The organism is Bacteroidota bacterium (genome assembly GCA_016713765.1).
In the GTDB taxonomy this organism is placed as follows: domain Bacteria; phylum Bacteroidota; class Bacteroidia; order AKYH767-A; family 2013-40CM-41-45; genus Pollutiaquabacter; species Pollutiaquabacter aromativorans.
Map to the genome: position 1 here is coordinate 2002702 of JADJON010000001.1, position 22428 is coordinate 2025129.

Below are 22428 nucleotides of genomic sequence, written 5' to 3' on the forward strand. Positions count from 1 at the left end.
TTTCAGGCTTTTCATTCCTTTTTAATGACAATTTGGTCGTGTGAAGTGCGTTAATGTGCTTCATTTTCAGGTAATTTCTGTTAGATTTGTCTGAACCCGTCAATCCGACGACCATGATCAAAGGACGCGCCCCGTTTCCCTTCGAGACCATTGCCCTTGCATTGGCCTTTTCTCCGCGCTTGGAAGCCCTGATCGCTGAAACTGCCCGATTGGCCCAGTTGCATCAGGCGAAGGCGCTATTCATCCACGTCGGGAAGAAAACTCCCGAAAAGCAACGGCAATTGGCTGGTTTCCTGAATCACTATGGTTTCAATGATTCGAACTCCGCTGTGATCTGGGAACAGGGACAGCCGGTGGATGCGATCATCAAGGTTTGCAGGGAAAACGTCGTTGACTTGCTCATCATCGGTGCCCTGCAGAAGGAAAACATGTTGCAGTACTACATGGGCTCGGTTTCCAGGGAAGTCAGCCGGAAAGCGAAGTGCTCCGTCCTCATGATCACCGAACCCCGACTGCATCCGGTTTCGTTTCAACATGTCATCGTCAACGGTCATGAACACGCCAAGACGCTTTCGACCCTCGAAACTGCTTTGTACTTCGTCAAGAAGGAAGGTGCAGCGGAGTTGATGGTCGCTACCGAGGTCGACATTCCGGCCCTTAGCATGAGCCTTGCCAACGGTTCGACCGAAGAGGAGTTGGAGCAAGTCCATCACAATGTCATCCGGGAAGAAGAACTCCGCTGGGATCGAATGAAAGATCAATTGGATCCGGGCGCCGTTCAACTCCGGTTTCAGGCCATACCTGGTAAGAGTGGGCATACCATTCGTTCGTTCGCACTGGCCAGGAAAGCCGATCTGTTGATTGTGAACAGCCCGGACCATCATCTAAGCATCTTCGACCGGATCTTCACGCACGATCTTGAATACCTGCTTTCCGACATGCCTTGCAGTCTGCTGATCGTTCATTCCCGAATGCCGGAACAGCCCCTATGAACCTGACTCATCACGACATCGTCGTGTTGTTTCTTTCCATTGGAATCATCCTGCTGATCTCTCGGATACTGGCCGAGACCGGTCGCCGTTTCGGATTGCCGGTGGTGATGGGTGAGTTGATCGTCGGTATACTGTTGGGGCCAACGGTATTCGGATCGCTGGCTCCTGACCTGCAACAACAACTTTTCCCGACCAGTGGAAGCGGTGCCGTCGCGCTTGACGGGATCGTACAATTGTCGGTGGTCTTTCTGCTCTTTGTGGCAGGACTCGAGGTTCAACTGCCGATCGTACTGCGACAAGGCCGGCTGGCATTATTCACCAGCTTTTTTTCCCTGGTGATACCCTTCGCGCTCGGATTTTGGATCACCTGGCATTTCCCCGAATGGATGGGCTATCACGCGGGACCGTCACGACTCGTCTACGCCTTGTTCATGGGTACCGCTTTGGCCATTTCAGCTCTCCCGGTCATTGCCAGGATCCTGATGGATCTGAACCTTTACAAGACGCGGATCGGTATGCTGATCATGGCGGCTGCCATGTTCAGTGACCTGGCTGGCTGGCTCATCTTTTCCGTGGTACTGGCCCTGCTGGAGAACCGTGGAGTCGGGACCGATTTGGGTTTAACGATCTTATACATCTTCCTGTTCGGCATACTCATGCTGACGGTCGGACGTAAACTGCTCAACCGCTTCGTACCGTTTGCGCAGCACAAACTTTCCTGGCCCGGCGGGATTCTGGCTTTTGCCATGGGGTTTTGTCTGATTTGCGCCGCGTTTACAGCCAGTGTCGGCGTGCATGCGATCCTTGGGGCCTTCATCTTCGGTATCGCGCTGGGTGATTGCGTGCACTTACACGAACGGGCCCGGGAAATCATTCATCAGTTTATTACGAACGTCTTTGCACCCTTGTTTTTTGTCAGCATCGGATTGAAAGTGAATTTTCTCGCGCACTTTGAACCGGTAACGGTACTACTGGTGCTGGTACTCGCTACGGCGGGGAAGTTGGTCGGATCCACAGGCGGTGCCTGGCTGGGCGGAATGGATTTCCGGAGTGCACTGGCTGTAGGCTTTGGCATGAACGCCCGGGGCGCTATGGAGATCATCCTGGGTACGCTTGCGTTTCAGGCCGGCTTGATAACGCCCGAAATTTTCGTCGCCCTGGTCGTTATGGCCTTGCTTACCAGTTTGAGTAGCGGACCGCTGATCAAAGCAACCTTATCCGGAAAGAATTGACATGAGAATCTACCTCCTCGGCTATATGGGAGCCGGTAAGAGCCATTTAGGAAAGATACTCGCGGAGCGCTTGGGTTATTCCTTTGTTGACACGGACGCCATGGTTGAAGCGACAACAGGAAAATCAATTCGGCAGCTATTCGAAGAGCATGGGGAGGGCGCCTTTCGTATCGCGGAGCAGAAAGCATTGCATGCTACCGGGCAACAACCCGACCTGGTGGTAGCCACCGGTGGCGGATTGCCGACTTTCGCCGATAACCTGGCATGGATGAACAATAACGGCATGACCGTTTACCTGCAGCTTTCGCCCGGAACCTTGTTTCATCGACTCGTGCGCGAACGGGAGCATCGACCACTCCTGGCCGGCATTGGAGAGATCGACCTAATGGAAACCATTCACCGCCACCTGATCGAGCGGTCGCCGTATTATCAACAAGCCCGATTGGTGATCGACCCGGAGCAAGTCAGCGCCGGTGAATTAGTGGCGATGATCATGCACCGGCTTGACGGTGGTTAAGAGAGTTCGGCGACAGCGCTCTCGCCCTGGAACGTCACCTGGACATGTTCCTGCAAGGTGGTTGCAAGGGAAAGCCCCACAAAGTCCGCGGCGATCGGGTACCGTCGATGATTACGATCGATCAGCACAACCGTTCGTAGTTTGCGTATGTCGGCACGGAGAAACGGTTTGAGCGCGTAGATCAGGGTCTTCCCGGAGTTCAGTACGTCGTCCACCAGCACAACCACTTTGTCTTGCAGCGCGGGAAGGGAGGGGGCGATCACCGGTTCGCCTACATCCTGGCTGTGTTTATCGATCTTCAGACTGAAGAGGTGCACCTGGAAAGGGGCGATCTTCCGCAGGGCCGCTGCAATGCGTTCTGCCAGCGGGTATCCATTCTGTAAGATGCCGATCAGCAGGATCTCTTTTTCCGTGTAATTGTCTTCGTACAACTGCCAGGCAAGTCGTTGAATGCGTTGCTCCGACTGGGTTGCGTTCAGGATGGTCGTGGCCTGCATGGGGTCAGTTGGTTTTGAGCCGACCGGCTGAATAGAAGTACTTTCGGTAATAGTCCTCCGACAGATCGGAAATGATCACGCCGCGTTGCACGCTGGCATGCGCGAACTTGTTTTGGCCGAGGTAGATCCCGACATGAGAAACGCGGCTTTTCCGGATCTTGAAAAAGACCAGGTCGCCTTCCCGCAATTCATCTTCCCGGATCTTTACCGTGTTTTTATGAATATCGCGGGAACTGCCTGCGAGAATTTTATCGTAAACGTCCTTATATACCTGGCAAACGAATCCGGAGCAGTCGATGCCGTTCATCGTTTCCCCGGAATAACGATACGGCGTTCCCAGCCACTGCTTCACTTTTTCATACAAGCGGGGATTGTTGATGTAATCGATGTTGTAACCCAGACTGTTGGAATAGATGAAACACCATTCCAGTTGCTGCTGTTCGGGATCGGTATCCTGTCCGGGCAACAGCCGGGGCGTTGCAGCCGATAAGGACATGGAAAGCAGAAAAGCGCAGAAAAGGGGTACGCGGTACATGCCTGCTAAGTTAGCCCCTGCGCACCAACAAGGCAACATTTTCCACATGGGTGGTATGGGGGAACATGTCGACGGCTTGCATTTTCACCACAGAATAGGCTTCATCCATCAGTTGGATGTCGCGTGCCTGGGTGGACGGGTTGCAACTTACGTAGACGATCCTTTCGGGATTCAGGCGCAGCAGGGTCGCCACCACGTCTTCGTGCATACCCGAGCGCGGCGGGTCCGTGATCACCACATCCGGCCATCCGTTCTGTTCAATGAACGCCTCGTTCAGGGTCGCTTTGAGGTCTCCGGCCGCAAAGGAAACATTGTCGATACCGTTATTGCGTGCGTTGATGCGCGCGTCTCCGATCGCTTCTTCGACGTAATCGATACCTGCGACCCGGGCAGCCTGCCGTGCAACAAACAGGGCGATGGTGCCGGTGCCGGTATAGAGATCGTAGACATTCTCTTTTCCGGTCAATCCCGCATAGTCGCGTGCCACCTGATAGAGCCGATAGGCTTGTTGCGAATTCGTTTGGTAAAAGGATTTGGGGGAGATCCTGAACCGTAATCCTTCCATTTCTTCTTCAATGAATTCTTTTCCTTTGAAACAGACGAAATCGAGTCCGGTAAAGGTGTCGTTGCGTTTGCCGTTGATTGTGAATTGCAGCGAAGTGATGTATGGGAATTGGTCCGACAGATGCTGCAATAACCCGATCCGTTTCGACTCGTCTTCGTAAGCGAAAACCACCAGCACCATCCACTCGTCAGTCGATGTGTTGCGAATGGTCAGGTTACGGAGAAAACCGGTCTGCAAAAGCGGGTCGAAAAACTCGAATCCGTTCACGGTCGCATAGTGGAGTACGGATTTCCGGATGACATTGGAACGATCGTCCTGCAGATGACAACGATCGATGTCGAGTACCTTATCAAAGCGCTGCGGTGCATGAAATCCGATGACATTGCAGACAGCGCTTGCTCCGTTGTTCAACTCCTCCCGGGTCAGCCAGCGTTTGTTCGCGCAACTGAAGTCGAGACGATTCCGGTACGCGAAGATGTCCGCGGAACCCAGGATAGGCTCCTGAGCGGGAATATCCAATTTTCCGATGCGTTCAAATGCGTCGCGCACGTACGCCTGTTTCGATTCAAGTTGCTTCGCATATGAAAAGTGCTGCCATTTACAGCCGCCACATGAACCGAAATGGCTACAGACAGGATCGATGCGGTCGGGTGAAGGGGTCACGATTCTTTCCACACGACCTTCCGCGAAGTTTTTCTTCTTTCGGTAAATGTGTACATCCGCCCGATCGCCGGGTACTCCGCCTTCCACGAAGACAACGAAATTCTCCAGTCGCGCCAGGGCTCTGCCATCGGAACTGGTATCAGTCAGCGGGAGGTTTTCCAGCAGATCGCCGGGTTTCGGAAGTGTCATAGATTGCGAAAATAGCACGGAAAAACGGTTCACTCGCCCAAAAAGCGAGCGACTTCGCGGAACTTGGGTGGCATCCCGGCAGCCGATTCATTACCTTTGTATTTTATGCCGAATTCCATGAAAACCACCGTGCTGGATAAGACCCGTACCGAACTGGCGATTGAAAAAGAGGACCGGTACGGCGCTCACAATTATCACCCGCTTCCGGTGGTTTTAGAACGCGGTGAAGGCGTTTATGTATGGGACGTCGAAGGGAAACGATACTTTGATTTTCTGTCGGCTTATTCCGCCCTCAACCAGGGACACGGTCATCCACGCATCGTCAAAGCCCTGGTCGAACAGGCTCAGAAGCTTGCCCTGACTTCCCGGGCATTTCACAACAACCTGCTGGGAGAATACGAGGAGTTCATCACCCGTTTTTTCGGCTTCGATAAGGTGTTGCCGATGAATTCCGGTGCAGAAGGTGTTGAAACGGCCATGAAGCTGGCCAGACGTTGGGCTTACGAGAAGAAAGGCATTCCGGAAAACCAGGCCAAGATCATCGTCTGTGAAGGTAACTTCCACGGTCGCACCATCTCGATCATTTCAGCTTCTACGGATCCGGATTCTTACGGACGATTTGGGCCGTTCACGCCCGGCTTCGTAAAGATCCCTTACAACGATGCGGCAGCCCTGCGTAAAGCCCTGGAAGATCCGCTGGTTGCAGCCTTCCTGGTAGAGCCGATCCAGGGAGAAGCTGGTGTCGTGGTGCCCGATGAAGGTTATCTCGCTGCCTGCTCCGCTGCCTGCCGGGAAAAGCAGGTCTTGTTTATCGCCGATGAAATTCAATCCGGCCTGGCCCGTACGGGTAAGATGCTGGCCTGTGATCACGAAGATGTTCGTCCGGATATTTTAATTCTCGGAAAGGCACTGTCCGGAGGCGTATATCCGGTCAGCGCGGTCCTGGCCGACGATCCGATCATGCTCTGTATCCAACCGGGGCAGCATGGCAGTACGTATGGAGGCAATCCCATCGCGGCGCGTGTGGCGATGGAAGCATTATCGGTGTTGAAAGAAGAACGACTTGCGGAGAATTCCGAAAGACTCGGCGCCCTATTACTGAGCGGATTGAAGGCGATCGATCATCCGATGATCCGCCTTGTCCGAGGCAAAGGGCTCTTCTGTGCCATGGTGATCGAGCCGACAGGAGGGAAGGATGCCTGGGACGTTTGCCTGGCATTGAAGGAGAATGGCTTGCTGGCGAAACCGACACACGGCGATATCATCCGGTTCGCGCCGCCGTTGATCATCAACGAATCACAGTTGGAAGAGTGTCTGGAGATCATCCGGAAAACCCTCCGGCAATTCTGACGGCAGGTTGTCCTGCCATTTTCAAATTACTTAGAAAAGGCCTCGCGGATCTGTCGGGCTTGCTCCAGCCAACGCTTGCGATCTGCTTCCGTGGCCTGATCGGCAGGAAGTGATTGCAGTAGTTTCAGCAACTCATCCGTTTTGGACATGATCTCACTGCGGCGCTCCAGTCGGGTACTGAAAATCCCGCGCGAGAGCTTCCCAAGCAAGGCGTTCCGGTGTAGTTCGCGAAGATGCTGCTGACTTGCTTTGAGGTCCTGCTTGTAGCCATTCAGCCGAATGCCAGACCGGACCAGCATGAGTGCTATAAGAGCGGTGAGTGCCACCAATGCGATCGAAAAGAACTGTCGCATGAAGGCGTGCCGGCTGGTTTGCTGATCGATTTCAATTTGGAGATTCTGTACCAGGTTATTGCTTTCAATGACCTGTCCTTCTTCCTGTTTAACACGCCCGCGAATTGCTTCCTGCCTTGCGCGGATCGAATCCCGTCGGGCTTGTCCCAGCATCGTTTCTTTGATACCGAGGTAACGATTGTAGCAATCATATGCCTGGCGGAAGTGATTGTTGATGGCATAGCCGTCGGCTACGAGACGATAAGCGAGGAATAGGCTATCGGGCTGCACGCCATCCTTGCCCGGCTCAAGTGAACGCAGGCGGATCATGAGTTGATCAAGGGCCTCCGGCTTGATGTAAGGATTTCGCGCTGCCTGTAAGATGGAGGTCAGATTTGTGGATCCCTGCCCCCATGCAGCGAGGGCTCCAGAGAGAAGACTTACCGAAAAAAACAACCGAAGGATCAGGCGTCTCATGCGTGGAAGAATTTGATGTAAACATCCGTTCCATTGCCCGGATCACTTTCGATCTTGATTTCGCCTTTGTGGAGTTCAGTAAGGATCCGTTTGCTCTCCGAGAGGCCTAAACCGGTACCTTCACCCAGTGGACGGGTGGTATTGAATTCCTCGAAAAGGGTCTTCTGAAATTCCTCACTGATCCCGATGCCGTTATCTTTCACCCGAACCTGCACGAAGCGAGGAAGCACGCGGGTGCTGATGCTGACCTTCGGTTGATACCCCTTGATGGCCTGGCGCTGCTTGTCCAGTGCCGCCTGAAACGCGTTATCCAGTATGTCGATCAACAAGCCGGTAACCAATCTCCGGTTGACGGAAACCTGAGGCAGGTTCTTTTCAAGGTCGCGACTGACCTGCAGACCGGGAGCTTCGAACTCCGTCGAATGGCCAAGTGTACAGATATCCAGGGCCGTTTCACAAATACGGTTGATGTCGCACTTTTCCTTTTCATCACCATCGGCCTGTCCGAGCAGGTTCAGTGCTTCCTTCACCTGGTAATCACGTTGGATGAGTTGGGCGAGTCCGGTTGAGGATTTAAGCAAGTCGGGGAAGCTGCTCACTTTGCTCCAGGGGTTGGCGGGATCCTGATCGGCTTTGGTAGTTTCCTGTACAAGCGTTCGGCAAGCCAGGGAGGATTGCTCAAATCGCCGGACATTGCTACTGACATCCTGCAAGAGGAGGGCGCCTTCCTGAGCAGCTTTTCGGGTAGCTTCTTCCTGGGCTTTGCAAGCAGCCAGCCGCAAACTCGCCTTGCCCATTAAACGACGGCGAATCTGGATGGCGATCACAACGACCAGCAACCAGATCGCGAAGGCGATACCTGATTTCCGCAGCAAGCCGTGATAGGAGGTGGTTACCTGCTCTTTGACGAGCCGAAGTGAATCGACCTGCTGTTGAAAGCTGCCAAGTTCCTGGTGTCTGCTTGTCGAGTTGCGCTCAAACTGTCGTTCCAGGATGGAGATGGAATCACCGAGTTCCTGCGCACTCAGCGTGTCCAGCCAGGTGTCATACTTCCGAAGCGATTCCAGGCCGAAGCGGTTGAGATTCGACGCCACATGCTTTTCGGCACGCTGACGAAGCTCATCCAGGGTAGAACGATTCTCCGGACGAAGCACGGCGGCCGGTCCTTCAGCCTGAATGGCGGAGGCCCAAAGCCAGCAACTGGCCAGGAGTAAAAATCTGAATGAAGTATGAACCGGCATGTATGAGAAGCAAGTTACCGAGCTGCTAAAAGTCTCTGGAAAAGGTTTGGAAAAATTATTAACGTATTTGTGTGTATGGCTAGAGCTAATTTGTCTCGTTCAAATATCTTCGTAGCGTTACCGGTAACCTCCCCCTGTTGCCGGTAGATGCCATGAAAAGACCTTCCCGACAGCGGTACAGACGACTATTCCTGATTGCCCTGGCAATCCCAGTCATCTGCCTCCTGGTCTTCTTCTCCGCGCGCTCCTGGTTGCTGGAGAAGGCCCTCCAAAAGGTGCAAAGGAAACTGGATGAACGAACCGGGCTGAAACTCGACTGGCGTTCAGATGGTTTTACGGGCTGGAGAACCGTGTGGATCACGGGTGTGTCCCTGGCGCCTCCGGCCGGAGATACTTTATTGACGATCGATTCGGTGTCGGTCGTGCCATCCATTTGGGGAGCCTTGACCGGCACACCGGGTATTTCCGCTATCCACGTCTTAAAATGTACCCTGCAGTTGGTGGAACAAGACGGGCGTTCGAACTATTCCGCTCTTTTGAAGTCAGGGAAAGACAGTACGGTCACCACGCAACCTTCAGCACGAGGAACATCCGACTATGCCACTTTGTTGCACCGCCTGATCGATCAGGCTTTTGCTTTAGCACCGCAACAAGCCCGGCTCGACACGATTCGTTTCATTTGGAAACGCGACACGGCTTTTGCATCCCTGCTGGTGCCGGAGTTCCGGTCGGACCGGGATAACCTGGCGGGCATGCTCGTGGATGTCAGGACCAACGACCGATGGACTCTTCGGGGAAGTTTCTCGCAGAGAAAAGAAGTGTTTGACCTGACGATCGCTCCGGCACAGCAGCAAAAGCGGCTGCCTCTGTCGATCCTCGGCTGGAACCTGACCGCAGGATTTGATACGCTCCACCTGGCCTTGTATGAATCCGATTTCAGTAAACGGACCCTGAAGTTAAAGGGGCATGTTTCGACGGAAGGCTTTTTCCTCCATCACGCCAGGATCTCTGACGATACGATCCGGGTTGAACACGCCCGCTTCGACGGACTGGCATCGGTGAAGGGCTCTACATTCGAATTGGATTCTTCTTCCTCGGCTGAATTGAATCGGATCGTCGTTCGCCTAACTGCCGCTTTTGAAAAATCGCAGAACTGGAAAGCGAGCCTGCGTTTGAAAACGCTTCCGCTCGAAGGCAGTGACTTCTTCCGTTCCCTTCCGGAAGGCATCTTCGAGACCGTGCGGGATATCAAGGCGGACGGGACACTCTCGTTTCATCTGGATATCGGCGTGGACCGTGCCGTTCCGGATTCGGTCAGGTTCGATTGCGGGTTGGACCGCGACAGGTTCCGTATCCGCTCCTATGGTTCCAGTGGCTTGGGTCGTATGAATGGGGAATTCATACACGCGGTATATGAATACGACCGCTTCGTCCGTTCCTTTCCGGTTGGCCCGTCCAATCCTGCCTTCACTCCGCTGGATCAGATATCGCCCTACTTCCGGAACGCTGTACTGACCTCGGAAGACGGGAGTTTCTTCTATCATTCTGGATTCAACGAAGATGCTTTTCGTAAATCGATAGCCACGAACCTGAAGCAAGGTCGTTTCGCCCGCGGCGGCAGCACCATTTCCATGCAATTGATCAAGAACGTCTTCCTCACACGTAAGAAGACCGTCGCGCGTAAGGCGGAGGAAGCGCTCATCGTCTGGCTGATCGAGCGAAATCGGATTACTTCGAAAGACCGTATGTTCGAGGTCTACCTCAATATCATTGAACTTGGTCCGAATGTATATGGAATCGGGGAGGCGGCTCCTTTTTATTTTTCAAAACGCCCAGCAGACCTGTCCCTTAATGAAAGCATCTTTCTCGCAGGACTTCTGCCGCGCCCGAAGGCTTTCCGTTATTCTTTTGACTCCACCGGGGTTTTGAAACCCTACCTGGCAGGCTATTACCGCATCGTTTCGAATTACATGCTCAGGAAAAACCTGATCACCCAACAGGAATTCGATGCCCTCGTCCCCAATGTAATCCTCACCGGACCCGCCCGCGATGCGGTCGTCCCCATCGACACACTCCAGATCGAAGAGCAAGAGGAGCTGCCGTTTGAAAATGGTGAAGTCGGAAATGAATAATGGAAGACGGGAAACGGAAACTGAAAACTGGTAACTAGAAACTAGTAACTAGTAACTAGTAACTAGTAACTAGAAACTAGAAACTGGTAACTGGAAATTAAAAACCAGAGATCGAGTACTAACCAATTACTAATTACTAATTACTAATTACTAGTTACTAGTTACTAATTACTAATTACCAGTCACCTGTCTCAACTTTCTCACTTCACCCTTTTCACCTCCACCACCCAGTCCCACGGATAGGGGGCGCGCAGGGAAGCGGGAGGTTCCGCGAATTCCGTTGACCAGGGGTATTCCAACTTGTCGAGGGATTCAATGCGGGTAGCGCCCCGGTCGAAGAGCGCGAAAAGCTCGGTGAGTTGATAGTGTTTGGTCGGGTTACCATCAATGGAAATAATGCCGTGTTGAACGGCTTTCAGATCGAGTCCGTTCAGGAGCTTCCGGTCTTCCTTCGGGATCCGGTATGCAGGTTTACCTTCCGCCTCGTACAACTTCATCAGGGTCCATTTGGATAGCCCTGCGGACTCGACCGATGGTACCACGATCACCGCGGTTCCGTTTTTCTTGAGGCCTTTCGTTACGTTTTCGAGAATCCGGTAGTTGCGTTCGGGTTGATCACCGATGGCGACGTTGGCACAGAACGCGAAATCAGCAGGAGGGAGGCCGGTGTTTTTTACGGCAAGGTCGGCTTGTTGATACGTGACATTCAAAGCCGGGTAAAGACAAGCGATGGCCAGCAACTCGGTGGAAATATCCACTGCCAGTACGTGGCGGAAGTTAGGAGCCAGCAAGGGAAGCGCCCTGCCAATGCCGCAGCCGAAGTCGATGGCGTCCTTTCTTTTGCCGGCATGCTTTTCGACCAGTTTTTTCAACCGGCCAAATTTGTCGCTTGCAAAGACACTGAATATCTCATCGGCGTAACTGCCGCCGATCTTATCCCAGAATTTTTTTTCGCTCATACGTCCAGTACTTGGGCTCAATGTATCCAAAAGATCAGGATTCCCGACCGCTCGGCCGCAGTGTTTATCTCGATGACTGAACTATTCTGTGTTCGGTTAACGGATCTGCAGTTGGGAGCGAACGATTTCGAATCAATAGCGGTTCCTGAAAATTCAATTGACGGAAACACCGATCAGATGTCCGATGCCGTAGGTCACTGCGGCTGCAGCCAGTCCGAAGATCACCTGCCGCATTCCGGAAAACCATACGGAACGGCCGGTGAAAAGTGTGATGGCTGCACCGATGAGGAAAAGTCCGGCCGCACTGAAGGCGACGCTCAGCAGGACCGAACGCGTACCGGTGAAAAAGAAAAAGGGTAACACCGGAATGATGGCGCCGATGGCAAAGAGCAGGAAGGAACTGAGAGCAGCTTCCATCGCCGAACCTTTCAGTTCCTCCGCGTTGATCCCCAATTCTTCCTTGACCAGCACCTCGTGCGCGTGCGCCGTATCCTGCATCGTTTTTTCCGCCATGGCGCGGGCCTGTTCGTCCGGGATTCCTTTGGCCATGTAGATCAATGCCAGTTCTTTCTTTTCGCCTTCCGGGTTAGCCTGGATCTCTTCCATTTCCAACGCCATCTGTTGTTCGTAGAGTTCCTGCGAGCTCTTCACGGAGATCCATTCGCCCAATGACATCGACAACGCGCCTGCCAATAGTCCGGCAAGTCCGGTAACCAGGACTGTATGCTCGTTCGCGCTGGCACCGGCTATGCCCATGACCAGGCTGAAGTTGGAAACAAGACCATCGTTGCCACCGAGTACGGCTGCCCGTATCGCGTTTCCTCCGACCGTCCGGTGACGCTTCTCAAACCGTGTAAGTTGCGTGCCGCTGACCCGTTCCTCTTTTTCAAGGATGGAGCGCAGGATGCGTACGTGATTGGCTTCGTTGCCGGTGACCGGTTCATTCAATTGTTGCTTGGTACGAACGATCGCGTTCGAGATGCTTTTTTCCGTGTCCATCAAGGCGCCCAGTACCGTGTCGTAACCGAAGATCCGACCGATGCGGTCCAGTACTTTGGCTCGCCACGAAGGGCGGGGCAGTGCGGTCGCGGGCATACCCGCTTTCTGCGCGAAAGCGGCGGCGTGTCCCTGTTCGATCTCACTCATCTGGCGGAAGATGCGTGAAATGACGGGGTCTTTCTCGTGATCAGCCAGACGTCCGTACAGGAACGCGGCATCGATCTCGGTCTGAATGGAAGATTCGGCCATAGGAATAGTTCGTGCTCAGGCAACCGGGCCCGGAAACGAAGTTAAGCAATCAGCCGGTATGCTTAGGCTAGGGAGTTCAACTGCTCGATCTTTCCTTGCAGTACCCGGAACGTCTCGTTGTCCGAATAGCAATTGCGCAGTTGAATGAGGTATTCCTGTGCCTGTTTCAGGAAAAAACTACGGACACGGTTGAACTCGTCAGTATTGGTTTCTCCGCTGTCGATGGCCATCTGTCGCAAGTCATCACCGATCTCGCACAGGAAGATCCGGCAACTCAGGTCCAGCAGGGTGTAAAAGAAAAGCACTTCTTCCAAGTCATACGAGATGACTTCGCCGATCTCATATTGCCAGGTATGTACCTCGAAGTCCTCCAGCCGTGTATCCTCGAACATCTCCAGTCGCATCGCTTCGCGGATGAGGTCGTAATTCGGATGCAGGAGAATGAACTTGCCTGCGGCGATCGTGATGTTCACGAGCTGCTTGAATTCCCGGGTTACGGGAATATTCAAACGGTTGCCGTACAGGACGAAGGGTTGCATGATGCTCTTATTACAAAAATACGGCACAATTGGTTACTATCATCCTTTTCGGAAGACCTCCTTCTGCGAGTATTTTCTTACAGCAGTTGCTTACTTTTACCCCCTGATTTTTCACCCGAATTCGCATGCTTGGACTGAAACTTCCGACGGATCCGCGCTGGGTCAATATCGTGGAAACCAATATCAGTGAAATTCTTACTGACCACGCGTATTGTGAGCAGAAAGCGGCTACCAATGCCATCAATATGGTCATCCAGTTTCCGGAATATCCCGACCTGGTGGATGCCATGCTGGCGCTTGCCCAAGAAGAGCTGCAGCATTTCCGGCAGGTCCACGACAGGATCCAGGCGCGTGGTTTTTCGCTTGGGCGGGAGCGGAAAGACGATTATGTGTGGGAGCTCAACCAGTTTATACGGAAAGGACGGGAGCGTCACATCGTTTTGGTCGACCGTCTACTCTTCGCCGCAATGGTCGAAGCCAGAAGCTGTGAGCGATTCCGGATCCTGTCGGAGCATATTTCTGACCCGGATCTGCGAGCGTTTTATCGGGATCTCATGATCTCCGAAGCCAACCACTATACCTTGTTCATCGGATTCGCCCGGCAGTATGGGCAAGGGGAAGATGTGGATAAGCGCTGGCAGGATTTTCTGGACTACGAAGCGCAATTGATCGCCAAATACGGGAAGAAGGAAACCATGCACGGCTGATCAGCGTGTCGAATCACTGCTGCAGTACGTTCGCTCCTTCGTACTTGATAATGGCCTCCCGCCACGAAGCCGATACTTCAATGGATCGATGTGCCCGGTAGTCGAACGCTACCATGACCGTACAGGCATCCGCTTTCAGGATTTCTTTCCCGTCTTTGAATACGACTAATTGATACTCGAGATCGAAACTTTTCTTGCCCAGCCTTGAACAGCGTGTGTACACGAAGAGCTCTTCCTTGAACAGGATCGGCTGGATGTAATCCACTTCAGCCCGCGCCAGGATGATGCCTTCCTTGGACCAGTCGTAACCCCATTCTACCACCTCGTCGAAGTACTTGACACGAGCCATCTCAATATAGGTCAGGAATCGAGCATTGTTCACATGTCCGAAAGCATCCACATCCGCGAACCGGATCTCGATGGGGGTTTTGTGTTTGAAAATTGACATAGGGGGACGGGTTTACTTCCTTCGATTAAGCTCCTGCGGGCAGGTGGCCAGGTTTCGAGTTTCGAGTTTCCGGTTAATCGTTGTAAATCACCAATCACCAATCACCAATCACCAATCACCAATCACCAATCACGAATCTCCAATCTCCCTACCCATCAAACTTTCCCGTAACCACATCCAGTTTTTCAAACTCCGAATTGGCGGAGACATATTCCGGCACCATTTGTTTCATCTTTCGGACAATGGCATCGTTGCGTTGGGTGGAGAAGAGCGATACGAGTTCTTCAATATCGGATTGAATGACCTTGAAATCGTAAGGTCTCACTTTTGCAACCAGGATCTTCTCGTGGTGAGTCGGAAGCGAAGTTTCTTTGTCGGCGAGTAGTTCTTCCTGCAATTTTTCTCCCGGACGAAGTCCCGTGATCTCGATCCGGATGTCCTTGTCCAGCGTCAATCCTGCCAGTCGGATCATTTTTTTAGCAAGGTCATAGATGCGGACACTCGTTCCCATGTCGAACAGGTAGATCTCTCCGCCTTTCCCCATGGACGCCGCTTCCAGAACCAGCTGGCAGGCTTCCGGAATCGTCATGAAGTAGCGCGTGATGTCCGGATGGGTAACCGTTACCGGTCCGCCGGATTCGATCTGTTTACGGAAGCGTGGAATTACAGAGCCGTTCGAATCGAGTACGTTTCCGAAGCGGGTCGTGATGAATCGGGTCGCAGAGACCGTACCCAACGACTGACAATAGATCTCCGCGATGCGTTTGGTCGCACCCATGATGTTCGTCGGGTTGACCGCTTTATCGGTTGAGATCAGGACGAATTTTTCTACACCGAACTCGTGAGCAAGGTCAGCCGTGACGCGTGTGCCGTGTACGTTGGTCAGGATGGCTTCCGAAGGGTTGTGCTCCATGACCGGTACGTGCTTGTACGCTGCCGCATGGAACACCACCTGCGGATGAAAGGCTTCGAAGACGCGACGCATCCGGTCGATTTGTCGGACATCGGCGATCACGGTTTCAAACTGCCGGAACTTGTAGCGTTCCTGCAATTCCAGTTCCAGATCGTATAAGGCGGACTCTGCCTGGTCGAGTACGATTACCTTTTTCGGATTGAACGGTAACAATTGTCGAACGACTTCGCTGCCGATCGATCCTGCGCCCCCGGTCACCAGAATGACACGACCTTCGAGTTGACGACGGATCTCCTCGGTATCGAGTCGAATGGGTGGGCGCTCGAGCAGGTCCTCGATCCGGATGTTCCGGATCTGGTTGAAGCTGAGCTGGCCGTTGATCCAGGTCGTGACCGGCGGAACATTGAGTACGTTGACACCGAAGGCGAGGCACTTTTCCACGAGCGCCTGCTTGGCGGGAGCCGGTACGTTCTGGATGCTCAGGATCAGGTGGTCGATGACGTTCGCGTGGAGCAATTCTTCCAACTCGGTATCGGCGCGGTAGATCCGAATGCCTTCCAGCGTCTTGCCCGCCTTAGCCGGATTATCATCCACAAAGGCGATGACCTTGTATCGGCTACCTGCGTCGCGGTCGAGGGTGCGCTTGGTGATCACGCCCGATTCACCGGCGCCGTAGATGATGACTTTCTTTCGTTCGCCGGAAGGATTGCGTACTTCCATGTAAACGGTCTTCACCAGTATCCTGAATGCGGTCATCGAGAAAACGGTTGCGAAGTACTCGATGATGACGATGGAATAGGGGACGAGGTAAAAGCCGATGCTGTGATACGACAGGATGTTCGCCACCGCCAGTGCGACGGAACCGGCCGTAATGGTGTAGAAGATCCTTTGCGCGTCCTTGTTGCTCGTATACCGGATGATGCCCTGGTAGACGCGCGATATCAGAAAGCTGATGATCCGAACGCCCAGCACGGTCGGCACGGCATATTTCCATAGGGCGATCTCGTTCTCGGGAACGCGAAAGTTGAAGCGCACCTGATACGCCAGCATCAGGGATAAAAAACAGATCGAGGTATCGATCAGGAAAATGATCCAGCGCGGGGTATTGCGGGTGGAAAGGCGAAACCTCATGGCTGGATGTGGACTAGCTGCCGACTAACCGACGATTTACCAAATTAACCCTCAAATATACTCTAATTTCTGCGTTTTATCTGTTCCTCCGGCTATCTTTGTCGTTTGCATCCTGCGTGAAACGAGTACTCTTTCTGGTCCCCTATCCGCAAGGTGAAGCCGCCAGCCAGCGATTTCGCTTTGAGCAATACCTTCCGGCTTTGCAGGAAACGGGATGGGATGTGCATTTATCTCCCTTTCTGGACTTGCGTGCGTGGAAGGTCTTGTATCAACCCGGGCACCTCGATCGAAAAGCGTTCGCGATCCTGCGCGGCTATCTCCGCAGGCTGGGCGATCTGCTGAAACTCGGTCGCTACGATGCCGTGTTCATCCACCGAGAAGCGAGCCCGTTCGGACCGCCCTGGTTGGAGTGGATCATCACCCGGCTTTTCAAAAAGTACACGGTGTACGACTTCGACGACGCGATCTGGATCCCCAACGCTTCGGAAAGCAACAGCGTCATCACCCGTTGGCTCCGCTCATTCGGAAAAACGGGAAAGATCTGCGGCTGGTCTTCCGTTGTATCGGTGGGTAATGCCTATCTGGGCGACTATGCCCGAAAGTTCAATTCCCGGGTGGTCATTAATCCGACTACGATCGATACCGATGAACATCACAACGAAATTGTCGACCATGATAATCATACGTTCGTAATCGGTTGGACAGGTTCGCATTCGACCGTCCAATACCTGGACGAATTAGTACCGGTGTTTGAAGAACTTGAAAAGCGTTACGATTTCGAATTGCACGTGATCTGTGATACGCCACCCAGATTCAAGCTGAAAAGTCTGCGGTATATCAAGTGGAGCAAGCAAGCGGAGATCGACGACCTGATGAATTTTAACGTCGGGCTCATGCCGCTCCCCGACACCGAATGGGCGAGGGGTAAGTGTGGTTTCAAGGCATTGCAATACATGGCGCTGGGCGTTCCGCCTGTGGTATCCAATGTCGGAGTGAATGCCGAGATCGTCGATCACGATGTGAACGGATGCGTATGTCGAAATCTGGACGAATGGAAATCCAGCCTGGAGCGTTTGTTGAGCGATCCGGTCTTTTTGCGTCGACTCAGCCAAAAGACCCGGGACAAAGTTGTGTCGCGGTATTCCGTACAGTCCAACCGTGACAACTTCCTCCGTCTTTTCCTAAAGGACCGTTGAAATTCGTAGTTTTGCCCCCGTATAGCCGTTCAGGGGATTACTTCATTGTCTCGAACCGGCTTTAGAAAAGCTGAACAACCCATGGAAATCACCACCGATCTCAAACACATTGCACTCAACGACCTGCACGTTCGTCTTGGCGCTAAAATGGTTCCGTTCGCCGGCTACCTGATGCCGGTCTCTTACGAAGGGATCAATGCCGAGCACGAAACAGTGCGCAACCGTGTCGGCGTGTTCGATGTCAGCCACATGGGTGAATTCATTCTGAAAGGACCCCATGCGCTTGATCTGATCCAAAAAGTAACCAGCAATGATGCCGCCAAGTTGTTCGACGGGAAAGTGCAATACAGTTGCCTCCCGAATGATCGGGGTGGAATTGTCGACGACTTGCTCGTGTATCGGATCGATGAGCAGACGTATATGCTCGTCGTAAATGCTTCGAACATCGAAAAGGATTGGAACTGGATCCGGAAGCAGGACGAATGGAATGTGGAGATGCACAACATCTCCGACAAGACATCGCTCCTTGCTGTACAGGGTCCGCTGGCTGCGGATGTGTTGCAGCCATTGACCAACATGGACCTCCGGAACATGGAGTACTATTCCTTTGCGAAGGGTGTATTTGCCGGTATTGAGAACGTACTGGTCAGCGCGACAGGATATACCGGAGCCGGTGGTTTCGAAGTGTATTTCGAGAATGGATCCGCCGGGAAGATCTGGGATGCTATTTTTGAGGCAGGGAAAACACAGGGCATTCGCCCGATCGGATTGGGTGCTCGCGACACCTTGCGGCTGGAGATGGGTTTCTGTCTTTACGGCAATGACATTGATGATACCACTTCCCCCATCGAAGCAGGACTCGGCTGGATCACGAAGTTTACCAAGCCATTCATCAACAGCGATGCACTCAAGCGGCAGAAGGAAGAAGGGGTAAGCAGAAAGTTGGTCGGTTTCGAAATGATCGATCGCGGTATTCCGCGACACGATTATGAGGTGCGGGATGCAGCGGGCATTGCGATTGGTAAAGTGACGAGTGGCACCCAATCTCCAACCTTGAACAAGGCCATCGGGTTGGCGTACGTCCCGCCAGCGTTTGCCAGGGAAGGTTCGGAGATATTCATCCAGGTACGCGACAAAGCGCTGCGCGCGAAAGTGGTCAAGATTCCGTTCATCAAGAAATAAGGGAAATTCTACTGTTTTTACCGTCCCGGTAACCGGACGGCGATCATTCCGGAATTCCTTTATCTTCGTTTTTTAAACCAGAATAGTTGCTGATGAGTGATCAACCGCTCCTGAAAGTCGACGCCTGCTTTTCTCCCTTTCTTTATCCGGTCTATGCGGATGATACCAGCATCGTGGTGATCATTGATATTTTCCGGGCCACCTCAGCCATGTGTACGGCTTTCGAATATGGTGCGGAAAAGATCATTCCCGTGGCTTCTGTCGATGAAGCGAGGGCATATAAGGCGAAGGGTTATCTCACCGGTGCGGAACGGGACGCGATCCAGATCGAAGGATTCGACTTTGGAAATTCCCCTTACCATTATATGGATGAGCGGATCAAAGGTCAAACCCTGGTCCTGACTACCACCAACGGAACGCAGGCGATCGAAGCGGCTCGTAACGCTTATCGCGTGGTGATCGGCTCATTCCTCAATATCGACGCCCTTTGCGAATGGCTGGTGGCCGAGAAGCGGAGTGTGCTCTTGTTGTGTTCCGGTTGGAAGAACAAGTTCAATCTGGAGGATGCGATTTTCGCCGGAGCGGTAACGGAAAAACTCTCAGCCATGTCCGACCAGTTCAAACTGGGTGACGGTTGCCTTGCGTTGAAGTATCTCTATCAGTTGGCCCATCAGGATCCCTATAAGTTCCTGAACTACTCCAGCCACAAGGAACGACTCGCGCGTCTCAACCTGAAGAAGGATATCAAGTATTGCCTGACACCCAACCAGACACGGGTGATTCCGGTGATGAAAGATGGCGCACTGGTTCGCATGGAGGTGCTGGCTGGATCTTTGGATTAGACTTAATCGGTATCGACCGTTTTCATCTCAGCAAATTCATATTAGTTCCCGCATTTATTGGACGACGGATAGTGGTCCGAGCGGTATTCTTGTACGATGAAACGATTCGTACTCGTATTGATCGCCTGCTTTCTCTGGGCACAGGAACTGGATGCATGGGGGTTCTGGGCGCACCGGCGCATCAACGAAATGGCCTGTTATCTCTTGCCCGAAGCCATGTTCGGATTTTACAAGGCTAACATCGGTTACATCACCGAACACGCGACCGATCCGGACCTGCGCCGCTATCGTGACCCCGCGGAAGCTCCCAGGCATTTCATCGACCTCGACCGGTATGGGGAACATCCGATCGACAGCTTGCCGCATCGAAGAAAGGATGCTGCTGCCAAATACTCGGAAGACACGCTGATGGCCCACGGTACGGTGCCGTACACCATTGCGGAGTTTTATCACAAGCTGATCTATGCGTTCCGGGACCGTGATCGCGGTCGTATCCTGCATTACTCCGCCATGCTGGGTCATTACATCGGTGACGCGCATGTACCCTTGCATTGCACACGCAACTACAATGGCCAGCTCACGGGTCAACACGGCATTCATGGGTTCTGGGAATCCCGCTTGCCGGAAATGTTTGGAAACGGTTATGACTACCTGCTCGGACCGGTTGGCGCGTTATCGGATCCCGAAGAGACGGCATGGAAAATCGTGGCGGAGAGCTATGCCGCGCTGGATTCCGTACTGGTGTTCGAGCGTTCCCTTGCAGGCAGCTACCCGGAAGATAAAAAGTATGCGTACGAAAGTCGTGGGACCCAGGTGGTGCGGGTTTACGCGGCCGGCTATTCGGAAAAGTATCACCTCATGCTCGACGGACAAGTGGAACGACGCATGCAACAAGCGATCCGTCGCGTCGCGTCATTCTGGTACACAGCCTGGCTCGAAGCCGGTCAACCCGACCTGCCAATCGACGGAACAGAACTTCCGGCATTGCCAGAGGAAAAAACGGCAGAGGTGATTCCGGTGCGGGGGTGTGAGTAGGAGGAAGGTGACGGGTTATTGGTAATTAGTAATTGGTAAATGGTAACTGGTAACTAGTAATTAGTAACTAATCACTAATCACTAATCACTAATCACCAGTTACCAGTTACCAGTTACTAGTTACTAGTTTCTAGTTTCTAGTTTCCAGTTTCCAGTTTCCAGTTTCCCACTCATTTCCTTCCTCGAAGAATCGTCTGCTTCCGGTCGGGGCCTACGGACACGATACTGACCGGCACATTCAGATTTTCTTCGATCCAGGCGATGTAATCGGAGAGTTCTTTCGGGAATTCCGACTCCCGGGTGACGCCGGTAAGGTCTTTTTTCCATCCGGGGAATTCCTTGTAAACCGGGCGTATATCGGCATGCACGATCTCGTAGGGCATGTAATCGATGCGTTTTCCGTCGATCTCGTAATGCGTACAGACTTTGATCGTTTCAAAACCGCTGAGTACATCCGGTTTCGTCATCGTAAGATCTGTGACGCCGTTTAGTCGGATCGTATAGCGAAGCGCCGGGAGGTCGAGCCAGCCGCAGCGACGGGGACGGCCGGTGGTCGCGCCGAATTCGTGTCCGGCTTTTCGCATGCGCTCGCCGGTTTCGTCGTGCAATTCGGTAGGAAATGGTCCGCTGCCGACCCGGGTGCAATAGGCTTTGAAGATGCCGTACACACGACCGATGTTGCGCGGTGCAACACCCAATCCGGTGCAGGCGCCGGCGGTGATCGTGTTGGAGGAGGTGACAAACGGATACGATCCAAAATCGATATCAAGTAACGATCCCTGCGCGCCTTCTGCGAGTATTCGGCGATGGGCCGCCAGCTGATCGTGGATCAGATGTTCACTGTCGACGAAGGGCAAGTCGCGCAGGAAGGTGATGGCTGCAAAGAAGGGCGCTTCGAGTTCTTCCAGTCGGTAGTCGGTGTACTGCATACCCTGGAGCAACTCCAGGTGCTTGTTCCGAAGTTTTTCGTAGCGCTGTTGAAAGTCGGATGCTTCCGTATCGCCGACCCGCAGGCCATTGCGTCCGGTCTTATCCATGTAGGTAGGGCCAATGCCACGCAAGGTGGATCCGATCTTGTCCTTTCCCTTCAGCGCCTCGGAAGCGGCATCGAGTAACCGATGCGTTGGAAGAATGAGATGCGCTTTGCGGGAAATGAACAGTCGGTCCTTTACCGGAACCTGCAACTGTTGCAAGGCTTCCACTTCACGCCGCAGGGTGACCGGATCGATGACCACACCATTGCCCACGATGTTCATGACACCTTCCCGGAAGATGCCACTGGGAATCGTATGGAGAACGTGTTTGATGCCTTCGAATTCCAGTGTATGTCCCGCATTGGGGCCACCCTGAAAGCGGGCGATTACCTGGTACTCGGGTGTGAGAACGTCAACGATTTTTCCTTTGCCTTCGTCTCCCCATTGGAGGCCGAGCAGAACGTCTACGGACATGTCGGGATGGGCTTTCGCCTGGATATTACCGGTGTGGAAATGAAAACATCCCGTGGAA

General features: G+C 53.2%; 21 protein-coding genes. 10 read left to right on the forward strand and 11 right to left on the reverse strand.

Annotated features, from left to right (window positions below; translation table 11 throughout):
- Positions 1 to 86 precede the first annotated feature (86 nt).
- The 3 genes from IPJ96_07630 to IPJ96_07640 are packed head-to-tail and all read left to right on the forward strand — an operon-like array spanning position 87 to position 2741.
- Positions 87 to 992, forward strand: a complete 906-nt coding sequence (locus IPJ96_07630; protein MBK7910219.1) for a universal stress protein — start codon at positions 87 to 89, stop codon at positions 990 to 992.
- The gene (locus IPJ96_07635) at positions 989 to 2224 is read left to right on the forward strand and encodes a cation:proton antiporter (protein MBK7910220.1); all 1236 of its coding nucleotides are present in this window, start codon (positions 989 to 991) and stop codon (positions 2222 to 2224) included. Before IPJ96_07630 ends, IPJ96_07635 begins: the two co-directional genes overlap by 4 nt.
- A 1-nt stretch (position 2225) precedes the next feature.
- Positions 2226 to 2741, forward strand: a complete 516-nt coding sequence (locus tag IPJ96_07640; protein ID MBK7910221.1) for a shikimate kinase — start codon at positions 2226 to 2228, stop codon at positions 2739 to 2741.
- Here the strand turns inward: IPJ96_07640 and IPJ96_07645 are convergent.
- Genes IPJ96_07645 through rlmD form a run of 3 tightly spaced genes read right to left on the reverse strand, consistent with a single transcriptional unit; the run spans position 2738 to position 5190 of the window.
- Positions 2738 to 3238: a phosphoribosyltransferase gene (locus IPJ96_07645; protein ID MBK7910222.1), complete on the reverse strand. Its 501-nt coding sequence runs from the start codon at positions 3236 to 3238 to the stop codon at positions 2738 to 2740. The two genes, IPJ96_07640 and IPJ96_07645, sit on opposite strands and share 4 nt — an antisense overlap.
- A gap of 4 nt (positions 3239 to 3242) precedes the next feature.
- Complete coding sequence (locus tag IPJ96_07650; protein ID MBK7910223.1) at positions 3243 to 3773, reverse strand: C40 family peptidase; 531 nt, start codon at positions 3771 to 3773, stop codon at positions 3243 to 3245.
- A gap of 10 nt (positions 3774 to 3783) precedes the next feature.
- Positions 3784 to 5190: a 23S rRNA (uracil(1939)-C(5))-methyltransferase RlmD gene (gene rlmD / locus IPJ96_07655; protein ID MBK7910224.1), complete on the reverse strand. Its 1407-nt coding sequence runs from the start codon at positions 5188 to 5190 to the stop codon at positions 3784 to 3786.
- Positions 5191 to 5307: 117 nt separating this feature from the next.
- On the opposite strand from rlmD, the gene rocD reads away from it, so the two are divergent.
- Positions 5308 to 6540 carry an ornithine--oxo-acid transaminase gene (rocD, locus tag IPJ96_07660; GenBank protein ID MBK7910225.1) on the forward strand — a complete coding sequence of 411 codons (1233 nt, stop codon included), beginning with the start codon at positions 5308 to 5310 and terminating at the stop codon, positions 6538 to 6540.
- A gap of 26 nt (positions 6541 to 6566) precedes the next feature.
- Here rocD and IPJ96_07665 read toward each other — a convergent pair whose 3' ends face one another.
- Together IPJ96_07665 and IPJ96_07670 are read right to left on the reverse strand one after the other, a co-directional pair.
- A complete protein-coding gene (locus IPJ96_07665; GenBank protein MBK7910226.1) occupies positions 6567 to 7349 on the reverse strand; it encodes a hypothetical protein in 783 nt (260 codons plus the stop codon).
- On the reverse strand, positions 7346 to 8590 hold the full coding sequence (locus tag IPJ96_07670) for an ATP-binding protein (GenBank protein MBK7910227.1): 1245 nt from the start codon (positions 8588 to 8590) through the stop codon (positions 7346 to 7348). Before IPJ96_07670 ends, IPJ96_07665 begins: the two co-directional genes overlap by 4 nt.
- Before the next feature lie 152 nt (positions 8591 to 8742).
- Between IPJ96_07670 and IPJ96_07675 the strand changes: the two genes are divergently transcribed.
- Entirely contained in the window at positions 8743 to 10722 is a 1980-nt protein-coding gene (locus IPJ96_07675) for a transglycosylase domain-containing protein (protein ID MBK7910228.1), read from the forward strand.
- A 200-nt stretch (positions 10723 to 10922) separates the two neighbouring features.
- Here IPJ96_07675 and IPJ96_07680 read toward each other — a convergent pair whose 3' ends face one another.
- The 3 genes from IPJ96_07680 to IPJ96_07690 all read right to left on the reverse strand — a co-directional run bounded on the left by IPJ96_07680 (position 10923) and on the right by IPJ96_07690 (position 13468).
- A complete protein-coding gene (locus IPJ96_07680; protein MBK7910229.1) occupies positions 10923 to 11681 on the reverse strand; it encodes a class I SAM-dependent methyltransferase in 759 nt (252 codons plus the stop codon).
- A 153-nt stretch (positions 11682 to 11834) separates the two neighbouring features.
- On the reverse strand, positions 11835 to 12929 hold the full coding sequence (locus tag IPJ96_07685) for a VIT1/CCC1 transporter family protein (GenBank protein ID MBK7910230.1): 1095 nt from the start codon (positions 12927 to 12929) through the stop codon (positions 11835 to 11837).
- Between the two features lie 62 nt (positions 12930 to 12991).
- Positions 12992 to 13468 carry a hypothetical protein gene (locus IPJ96_07690; protein MBK7910231.1) on the reverse strand — a complete coding sequence of 159 codons (477 nt, stop codon included), beginning with the start codon at positions 13466 to 13468 and terminating at the stop codon, positions 12992 to 12994.
- Positions 13469 to 13593: 125 nt separating this feature from the next.
- Between IPJ96_07690 and IPJ96_07695 the strand changes: the two genes are divergently transcribed.
- Entirely contained in the window at positions 13594 to 14175 is a 582-nt protein-coding gene (locus IPJ96_07695; protein MBK7910232.1) for a tRNA-(ms[2]io[6]A)-hydroxylase, read from the forward strand.
- 13 nt (positions 14176 to 14188) lie between these two features.
- On the opposite strand, the gene IPJ96_07700 is transcribed toward IPJ96_07695, so the two are convergent.
- Entirely contained in the window at positions 14189 to 14623 is a 435-nt protein-coding gene (locus IPJ96_07700) for an acyl-CoA thioesterase (protein ID MBK7910233.1), read from the reverse strand.
- Between the two features lie 148 nt (positions 14624 to 14771).
- Positions 14772 to 16667, reverse strand: coding sequence for a polysaccharide biosynthesis protein (locus tag IPJ96_07705; GenBank protein MBK7910234.1), 1896 nt, complete (start codon positions 16665 to 16667; stop codon positions 14772 to 14774).
- Between the two features lie 116 nt (positions 16668 to 16783).
- Here IPJ96_07705 and IPJ96_07710 point away from each other — a divergent pair, with 116 nt between their 5' ends.
- The 4 genes from IPJ96_07710 to IPJ96_07725 all read left to right on the forward strand — a co-directional run bounded on the left by IPJ96_07710 (position 16784) and on the right by IPJ96_07725 (position 20922).
- Positions 16784 to 17863, forward strand: a complete 1080-nt coding sequence (locus tag IPJ96_07710; GenBank protein ID MBK7910235.1) for a glycosyltransferase family 4 protein — start codon at positions 16784 to 16786, stop codon at positions 17861 to 17863.
- Between the two features lie 81 nt (positions 17864 to 17944).
- The gene (gcvT, locus tag IPJ96_07715; protein MBK7910236.1) at positions 17945 to 19045 is read left to right on the forward strand and encodes a glycine cleavage system aminomethyltransferase GcvT; all 1101 of its coding nucleotides are present in this window, start codon (positions 17945 to 17947) and stop codon (positions 19043 to 19045) included.
- Between the two features lie 92 nt (positions 19046 to 19137).
- Positions 19138 to 19887 carry a 2-phosphosulfolactate phosphatase gene (locus IPJ96_07720; protein MBK7910237.1) on the forward strand — a complete coding sequence of 250 codons (750 nt, stop codon included), beginning with the start codon at positions 19138 to 19140 and terminating at the stop codon, positions 19885 to 19887.
- Positions 19888 to 19983: 96 nt separating this feature from the next.
- Positions 19984 to 20922 (forward strand): S1/P1 Nuclease, encoded by a 939-nt coding sequence (locus tag IPJ96_07725; GenBank protein ID MBK7910238.1) that lies wholly within the window; start codon positions 19984 to 19986, stop codon positions 20920 to 20922.
- 170 nt (positions 20923 to 21092) lie between these two features.
- Here the strand turns inward: IPJ96_07725 and IPJ96_07730 are convergent, their stop codons facing one another.
- Entirely contained in the window at positions 21093 to 22370 is a 1278-nt protein-coding gene (locus tag IPJ96_07730; GenBank protein ID MBK7910239.1) for an adenylosuccinate synthase, read from the reverse strand.
- Between the last annotated feature and the right edge of the window lie 58 nt (positions 22371 to 22428).

Bases quoted from the DNA above. Each gene is read 5' to 3' on its own strand.
- IPJ96_07635 (MBK7910220.1), top strand. From the start codon at position 989: ATGAACCTGACTCATCACGACATCGTCGTGTTGTTTCTTTCCATTGGA.
- IPJ96_07640 (MBK7910221.1), top strand. From the start codon at position 2,226: ATGAGAATCTACCTCCTCGGCTATATGGGAGCCGGTAAGAGCCATTTA.
- IPJ96_07645 (MBK7910222.1), bottom strand. From the start codon at position 3,238: ATGCAGGCCACGACCATCCTGAACGCAACCCAGTCGGAGCAACGCATT.
- IPJ96_07650 (MBK7910223.1), bottom strand. From the start codon at position 3,773: ATGTACCGCGTACCCCTTTTCTGCGCTTTTCTGCTTTCCATGTCCTTA.
- rlmD (MBK7910224.1), bottom strand. From the start codon at position 5,190: ATGACACTTCCGAAACCCGGCGATCTGCTGGAAAACCTCCCGCTGACT.
- rocD (MBK7910225.1), top strand. From the start codon at position 5,308: ATGAAAACCACCGTGCTGGATAAGACCCGTACCGAACTGGCGATTGAA.
- IPJ96_07665 (MBK7910226.1), bottom strand. From the start codon at position 7,349: ATGAGACGCCTGATCCTTCGGTTGTTTTTTTCGGTAAGTCTTCTCTCT.
- IPJ96_07670 (MBK7910227.1), bottom strand. From the start codon at position 8,590: ATGCCGGTTCATACTTCATTCAGATTTTTACTCCTGGCCAGTTGCTGG.
- IPJ96_07675 (MBK7910228.1), top strand. From the start codon at position 8,743: ATGAAAAGACCTTCCCGACAGCGGTACAGACGACTATTCCTGATTGCC.
- IPJ96_07680 (MBK7910229.1), bottom strand. From the start codon at position 11,681: ATGAGCGAAAAAAAATTCTGGGATAAGATCGGCGGCAGTTACGCCGAT.
- IPJ96_07685 (MBK7910230.1), bottom strand. From the start codon at position 12,929: ATGGCCGAATCTTCCATTCAGACCGAGATCGATGCCGCGTTCCTGTAC.
- IPJ96_07690 (MBK7910231.1), bottom strand. From the start codon at position 13,468: ATGCAACCCTTCGTCCTGTACGGCAACCGTTTGAATATTCCCGTAACC.
- IPJ96_07695 (MBK7910232.1), top strand. From the start codon at position 13,594: ATGCTTGGACTGAAACTTCCGACGGATCCGCGCTGGGTCAATATCGTG.
- IPJ96_07700 (MBK7910233.1), bottom strand. From the start codon at position 14,623: ATGTCAATTTTCAAACACAAAACCCCCATCGAGATCCGGTTCGCGGAT.
- IPJ96_07705 (MBK7910234.1), bottom strand. From the start codon at position 16,667: ATGAGGTTTCGCCTTTCCACCCGCAATACCCCGCGCTGGATCATTTTC.
- gcvT (MBK7910236.1), top strand. From the start codon at position 17,945: ATGGAAATCACCACCGATCTCAAACACATTGCACTCAACGACCTGCAC.
- IPJ96_07720 (MBK7910237.1), top strand. From the start codon at position 19,138: ATGAGTGATCAACCGCTCCTGAAAGTCGACGCCTGCTTTTCTCCCTTT.
- IPJ96_07725 (MBK7910238.1), top strand. From the start codon at position 19,984: ATGAAACGATTCGTACTCGTATTGATCGCCTGCTTTCTCTGGGCACAG.
- IPJ96_07730 (MBK7910239.1), bottom strand. From the start codon at position 22,370: ATGTCCGTAGACGTTCTGCTCGGCCTCCAATGGGGAGACGAAGGCAAA.